The 6047-nt window shown below is 69.0% G+C and carries 8 protein-coding genes and 1 pseudogene; all 9 read right to left on the bottom strand.

What is annotated here, in order from left to right; all coding sequences use genetic code 11:
* Positions 1-178: DUF2637 domain-containing protein (locus IEY78_RS33570; protein WP_189104787.1), on the bottom strand; the 178-nt coding region annotated here is incomplete at its 3' end.
* 210 nt (positions 179-388) lie between these two features.
* Entirely contained in the window at positions 389-1294 is a 906-nt protein-coding gene (locus IEY78_RS33565; protein WP_189104786.1) for a ParA family protein, read from the bottom strand.
* The gene (locus tag IEY78_RS33560) at positions 1291-2637 is read right to left on the bottom strand and encodes a ParB/RepB/Spo0J family partition protein (RefSeq protein WP_189104785.1); all 1347 of its coding nucleotides are present in this window, start codon (positions 2635-2637) and stop codon (positions 1291-1293) included. Before IEY78_RS33560 ends, IEY78_RS33565 begins: the two co-directional genes overlap by 4 nt.
* A gap of 468 nt (positions 2638-3105) precedes the next feature.
* Positions 3106-3276, bottom strand: coding sequence for a hypothetical protein (locus IEY78_RS33555; RefSeq protein WP_189104784.1), 171 nt, complete (start codon positions 3274-3276; stop codon positions 3106-3108).
* Positions 3277-3312: 36 nt separating this feature from the next.
* The gene (locus tag IEY78_RS33550; protein ID WP_189104783.1) at positions 3313-4083 is read right to left on the bottom strand and encodes an HIT family protein; all 771 of its coding nucleotides are present in this window, start codon (positions 4081-4083) and stop codon (positions 3313-3315) included.
* A 226-nt stretch (positions 4084-4309) separates the two neighbouring features.
* Positions 4310-4615 carry a hypothetical protein gene (locus IEY78_RS33545; RefSeq protein WP_189104782.1) on the bottom strand — a complete coding sequence of 102 codons (306 nt, stop codon included), beginning with the start codon at positions 4613-4615 and terminating at the stop codon, positions 4310-4312.
* Between the two features lie 13 nt (positions 4616-4628).
* The gene (locus IEY78_RS33540) at positions 4629-4838 is read right to left on the bottom strand and encodes a hypothetical protein (protein ID WP_189104781.1); all 210 of its coding nucleotides are present in this window, start codon (positions 4836-4838) and stop codon (positions 4629-4631) included.
* Complete coding sequence (locus IEY78_RS33535) at positions 4835-5749, bottom strand: hypothetical protein (RefSeq protein WP_189104780.1); 915 nt, start codon at positions 5747-5749, stop codon at positions 4835-4837. The genes IEY78_RS33540 and IEY78_RS33535 overlap by 4 nt, the downstream gene beginning before the upstream one ends.
* Positions 5746-6047: pseudogene (locus IEY78_RS33530) on the bottom strand (hypothetical protein); the annotation flags it as partial. The pseudogene IEY78_RS33530 and the gene IEY78_RS33535, both read right to left, overlap by 4 nt.

Below are 6047 nucleotides of genomic sequence, written 5' to 3'. Positions count from 1 at the left end.
CGAGCGGGAAGAAGTACGCGAAGGTGCCGAAGCCCTTCTTGAGGGCGAGCTCCCGCACGGCCGTGTAGGAACCGGCGAAGCCGATGCCGGCGATCACCACCGCCCCAGCGATCACCGTGCCGATCAGGATCCGGTGAGCCCGACTGAGCTCTGGTGGCCTCCCCGTTCCCTCAGTCACTCTGACCGCTCCCCTTCTGTCGTGCGTTTTGCGAGCGACCTTCACATTCTCACGACTGCTGGGCGGCGGTCTCTTCCGGTGGGATTACGTCAGGGATCGTCAGCTAAAAGTGATCTGCGGCTGGACCTGCGACCACGCACTCGGCGGCCCACCCCCTTGAGGGGGTGGGCCGCCGAGATGCTGGGCCGCCGTCGTTTCCAATGGAAACGCTCAGGCCGCCTGGTCGACGAAGCCTAGGTGCGTCATCACCTTCCGGTAGTCCACGGCGGGCACGGAATTCGGCAGAAGGATCGGCAGAGGGACCTCATCCTCGTAGAGCTTCTTCGCATCGGCTGAGTACCGGACGTAGGGCAGCAGCACGGAGCCGTACTTCGCCTCGGCAGCAGCCGTGGCGCGCCGGGCCGCCGCCTCGTTGTATGTCGGCGTCGGCGTGCCGGTGAGCAGCAGGTGATTAAGCGTTGGCCTGCCGGGGACGGACCGGCGCCCACGGTTCTTGTCCCGCACACGCTCAAGCTCGTCCCTGAGCCGCTTGACCAGCTTCACATCCTTGGGGTCAGCCTTGATCGATGGGATGACAGAGTCGTCCTCGTCCATCATGCGGAGCACGGAATAGGGCATTTTGCCGTAGCTCGCGGGGAAATCAAGGTAGAAGACCGTGTCGTCGCCCTCGTAGGAGCGCAGGATCTCGGCGAACCAGTCGTTGCGGTCCGCGTCCTCCGCGATGGCGGTGTCGGCGCCGGCCATGGTGGGACTGCTGGGCACGATGCGCAGGTTAGGGATGGGCGCGAAGTCCTCATCGTCGTAGCCGTCGCCGATGCGATAGCGCGCGGGTAGCGCGACTTCGTCCAGGGTGGCTTGACCGTAGAGCAGGTCAATTGCGGTCTTCTTACCCTTGAGGCTGGTCTCGTCGTACCCGAGGACGGTTGTCGATGACATGTTGCTGTCCAGGTCGTAGACGACGCTGGGGTAGCCGCGCAGGGCGGCGGTGACGGCCATGGAGGTGGCGCTGGTGGACTTGGTCGACCCGCCGCATTCAATGATGTAGGCCCAGATGAGGGGCCAGTTCCGGCGCTTGGGGCGGAAGCGGGGGTCAACGGTGATGCTGCTGGTCTTCATTGGGCTCCTCCTGCAGCGACCAGCCCGAGCTGTTCCCTCTCCCACTCGGTCTGTGGCTTGTAGTCCGCGTACTTCTGGAGAACTCGGACGTAGTTGCGTTCACGGGGCCCCCAGGACTGCCGACGGGCCCCGGTACGGAGTTCCGCTGCCGCCAGGGCGGCGGCAAAGGCGGCGAGGCGCTGCGCTGCTTCGTCGTGTGAGTCCTGCACGGCGGTGAAGTACGTCGCGGCGTCAGCAGCCTCCAGACCATGGCTCGCGATTCCCTTGAGCCACGTGAAGGCTCGCTGTTGCGCGGCAGATTGCTGCTGGGGTGCCAGCACCGCGGCGGTCAACACGGACAGGACAAGGTCACCGTTCGAGGGGTTGGTCACGTCGGTGGACTCCAGCAGGGCGCGACAGGAGATGTCCCGAGCGGCTGCTGCCGCGCGGCGGTCATCTTCGTGCTTGTCGCGGGTCGGAGCCTTCTTCGTCTGCTTCGGCTTACGCTGGGCTGGAGGGGCGGGGGACGCACCGTTTCCACTGGACGCGCCCTCGGCGCCTCCAGCCTCCGAGCTTTGCTGCTCGTCACCGTTTCCATTGGAAACGGTGCACTCTTCCTCTGCGGCATCGCCCTGTCGCTGCCGGGCGAGGATCTGCGCCTGAGCCTCGGCTGGGCGGGCACCGCCACGTACGAGGCCGAGGTAGGCCTGCTGGTCTTCGTGGTCCAGTTGCTGTGCCTTCTCGGCGGCGCTGACTTTGAGCGTGCCGTTGCGGAGCGCCTGCTGCACTTCAGGAGCGAGTTCGAGCAGTTTGACCCGCTTCCAGATGGTTCCCTTGGAGACGGCACCGTTGGCGGTCTCCCCGACCTTCTCCGCGATCTGTTCGTAAGAGAGGCCGGCTTCCCGCAGGGCCTGGTAGTGCTCGGCTTCTTCCAGAGGGCTGAGCTGGGCGCGACGCAGGTTCTCGATCAGGGTGATGAGGCGCGCGTCCTCCACCTTGTCGTCGCGCAGCACGCTGGGGATGGTCTCCCAGCCGAGTTCCTGGCAGGCGAGCCAGCGGTGCTCGCCGAACAGGATGACGTTGGGCGCGGTGATCTGGCCCCGAGTCTCCGGGTAGGTCGCCAGCCAGACTTCGGCCGTGATGTGGGCGATGTTCTGGAGAAGGCCGACTTCCTTGATCGTGGCGGCGAGTTCAGGAACCCCCTTCTTCTCCCGTTTGTTAAACGGGTTGGGGCAGAGGGACGCCAGCTCCAGGTCGAGGGTGTCCCCGCTGCGGTCCGTGTCGGTGTAGAGGACCTCTTCGGGGGCCACCTCGGGCTTGGACTGTGTGCTTTTACGCTTGGGCCGCGGGAGCGTGCCTGCCATGGAATCTCCAGAACTGCCGGTCAGTATGGGGCGAGACTAGCGTTTCCAGTGGAAACGCCGCTCCTCTCTCCCCTGCCAAACTCGCGAACGGGCGGCCTAGCCGCCGTGATTCGCCACGTCGAGGTACGGGCGGAACACGCACACGATGCCTCTATGAGAGCGGCTGAACAACCAGGCTGGTCCGTTTCCACTGGAAACGATGACACCGGACCCAGGCCGAGCGGCACATCGGGCATCAGTAGCCCACCTTGGTCGGCGCTCACAGTCGGCTGGCTTCGTCAAGAACTTCCCAGACGCGCAAGGCGGCCCGAAACGACAAAAGGCCCGTACCCACCGCAAGCACGCGGTGGGTACGGGCCTTTGATGCGCCGGTCGTGTCAGAGCACTGAACATCAGGGGAGACGACTTCGACTCGGTGTCCGCGGCGAGGCTGCCACCAGTGCGGGCCACCGAGCAGGGTCTGGTGAGTCAGCGCGTGGCGTGGTGCTCCTGGCGGTGCGCGGTGGCCGCGGGGTCGGCGAGGGCCCGGAGGTGGTGGGGTGCGCCGACGTCGCCGTGCTCACTGCACACGACCGCGTACGCGATCCGGCCCGTACAGGGGGACTGTGGGTCGCGGGGCTGGCCGGACGGCTTCACCACGTGACGGCAAGGACTCTTGTCCGGTCGAGGCGGGCGTCAACCGGCTTCGCGGGCGGGGTGGGTCCAGGGCAGGGCGAGACCGTCGTCGGCGGTGCGGGGTACGAGGTGTGCGTGCAGGTGGAACACGGTCTGTGTGGCGTCCGGGCCGCAGGAGGTGAGGTAGTTCCACTGGCCGCCGATCTGCGCGGCGAGTTCGGCGGCGCGCAGCTGCACGGTGGCGGAGACGACAGGGTCGGTCGTGAAGTCCTGGACGTGACCGCGGGGCAGGACCAGGAGGTGGCCGTCGGCGCAGCCGCCGCTGCGGGGGACGATCGCGAGGGCGTCGGTCCACTCGTGGACGATCGTCGCCGGGGCGCCCTCGTGGATGATCCGGCAGAACGGGCAGTCGAGGCGCGGGTGCTTGCGGGGGACCGGCGGCCGGTTGATGTGGTGGTGGGTGAGCTGCACGTGGGCGCCGGCCTCCCGCATCCGGTTCCCGATGGCCTCGGCGATTGCGGGGGCGCGGTGACGTCCGTACCAGCAGTTCACCAGGAGTTGGACGGGACGGCCGTGTGCGGCGGTGCGCAGCGCGGTGAGTTCGTGCACGGCGTCGTTGATGATGCGGGCCGCGCCCGGGGTATTCAGGACGTAGTCGCGTACGGCCGCGTTTTGTCCGGTCTGGCGGGCGACGACGTCGGCGAGGGCCGGGTCGTCGGGCGGGTTCAGCAGGGCATTGGTCAGGTTGATGCCGAGGACGGCAGCGCGGTAGCGGGGCGGCGGCGGGTCCTGCCAGCGGGCGCCGTAGGAGTCGATGAACACGTCGGGCACGGGGCACTCCAGTCTCGAAGGGATGGAGACGCCGGAGCGCCGCCCGGCCGGAGGGGCGTGCGGCGGTCGGTGGCGTCGGGTGCTACTTGGTGGTCTCGGTGATGACCAGGAACTGGTCGGTGGCCAGGTCCTCTCGTGCGCTCGGTTGATGGGCCACTGCGACCGGCCCGGCCCGGCGGGTGCGGGTCTGGGGCGGCACCGAGTGCGCTCAACTCGGGGCGGGGGATCAGCTGGCTGTCGCGATGCCGTCGCGCAGGTGGGTGCGTGCCCAGGCCAGCAGCGAGCGCTGGTCGCCGTCCGGGCCGGTCAGTGCGTCGGTGAGGTAGCCGGCGGCGCGGTCCAGTTCCTCGCTGGCGTCCTGCCAGGCGCCGATGCTGGATGACGCGAGGACGTCGCGGACCTCTTCGACCAGGTCGATGAAGGCGTTCGGGGTGTTTCCGCGCGGCGCCTGGTCGGCGATGAGAGCGGCGAGGTCGGTGGCGAAGCAGTCGCGGAGCGCGGCGAAGGTGTCGTTCTTGGTCTGGACGGCCATGCGGCGTCTCCTGTCAGAAGTCGAGCCGGATCGTGGTGGGGATGCGGCGGTCGCCGCAGTCGCGGCGGGGGTTGTGGACGGTGCGGCGGTGGGCGGCGAGGCCGGCGCTGCCGCCCTGGATGGGCAGGTGGCAGTTCGGGCAGCCGTGGAACCAGTCGTCGCCGTCGGGGAGTTCGGCCGGGGTGAGCGGGTGGGGGTGCGGCCTGCAGGCGGCGCGGCTCATGCGCGGACCGCGTCCGCGTACTGGCCCTCCATGTCGGCGCGGCCCTCGGGGGCTTCGTCCTGGAGGCCTTGGGGCTGAGCGTCGCGCTGGTGAGTCACTAGAGCGCGTTGCCGGGTCAGGGCTCGGCGCTCGCTCCACTCGCCGGCCGCGGTCGCGGGCTCGGTACCGCGCAGGGCCTCGGTGTAGAGCCAGCGGTCGCGCTGCTCGTCCGATTCGGCTGCGGCGTACCCGGCGGCGGTGAGGGCCTGCCAGGTCTCGGGGGTGTGCTGGGCGAGGCAAGTGGTGCACAGCGGCTGCGCGATGGGCCGGCCGCCGCCGACCAGCCGGCAGCCGGCCGCGCACGGCCAGGTGGCGGTGCAGCCACAGCCGAAGCAACCGCTCGGGTCGCCTCCGCTGCGTGTGCGGACCTTGAAGAGGCAGACGCGGTATGCGTCCGCGCTCGGCCACTGGGTGCCGCAGAAGTGGCAGTTGTGCACCCGGGAGTATCCGGTGCGGCCGGGAGAGCAGGCGATGTCACTGGTGCGACTGGCCCGGCCGCAGGCAGGGCACTGTTCCTGGATCGCGATGTCCTCCGCGTCCAGCGAGTCCACGTCGACCAGCGTGACGGGCCCGGCATGCTGCGCGTCCGGGGCGGTCACCTCGGTGTGCCAGGGGCAGTCGCCGCCGCCCGGGACTGCTCGTGCCCAGGTGCGGCGTACGCCGTGGAGGGTCAGGGCGCCGAGTGCTCGGCCGGGCCGGATGCGCTGGCCGTATAAGACGCGGTACTGGGCGTTCGTGACGGCCAGGACGGTGCGGTCGTCCGGGTGGCCGAGCATGAGCAGGGTGCCGCAGTCCTCGTCGATCGCCACGACCTGTGTGCCATGGAGGTTGGTGAAGCCCGTGGCGCCGGCCAGCGGGTAGGCGGCGGTCATCGGCGGCCGCCCTTGCGCAGGGTGATCCAGGCGGTGACCAGGGCCGCGACGACGCCAATCGCGCGGTGGGCCGCCTGGTCCACCTCCATGTGCGCAGTGCCGGGCCCGGTGTCGTCCTGGACGGTCTCGGGGTCCTCACCGCCGACCTTGCGGACGATGGTGGCGTATTTGATGTAGCCGCCCTTGCCCGCCTTGTCTGCGAGTATCGGCAGGTTCGGATATTCACTGGTGCGGAATAGGGTCATGATCGACTGGCCACCTCGGCTGCGTAGGCGGTCCTGACAGCCCCGGCCGACCA

The organism is Streptomyces kronopolitis (assembly GCF_014646275.1).
GTDB lineage: Bacteria > Actinomycetota > Actinomycetes > Streptomycetales > Streptomycetaceae > Streptomyces > Streptomyces kronopolitis.
Note: the sequence above shows the minus strand (reverse complement) of the source record. Positions and strands in the feature narration are given on the sequence as shown.

Coding starts and splice junctions, on each gene's coding strand:
- IEY78_RS33540 (WP_189104781.1), bottom strand. CDS start 4,838: ATGAGCCGCGCCGCCTGCAGGCCGCACCCCCACCCGCTCACCCCGGCC.
- IEY78_RS33545 (WP_189104782.1), bottom strand. CDS start 4,615: ATGGCCGTCCAGACCAAGAACGACACCTTCGCCGCGCTCCGCGACTGC.
- IEY78_RS33560 (WP_189104785.1), bottom strand. CDS start 2,637: ATGGCAGGCACGCTCCCGCGGCCCAAGCGTAAAAGCACACAGTCCAAG.
- IEY78_RS33565 (WP_189104786.1), bottom strand. CDS start 1,294: ATGAAGACCAGCAGCATCACCGTTGACCCCCGCTTCCGCCCCAAGCGC.
- IEY78_RS33535 (WP_189104780.1), bottom strand. CDS start 5,749: ATGACCGCCGCCTACCCGCTGGCCGGCGCCACGGGCTTCACCAACCTC.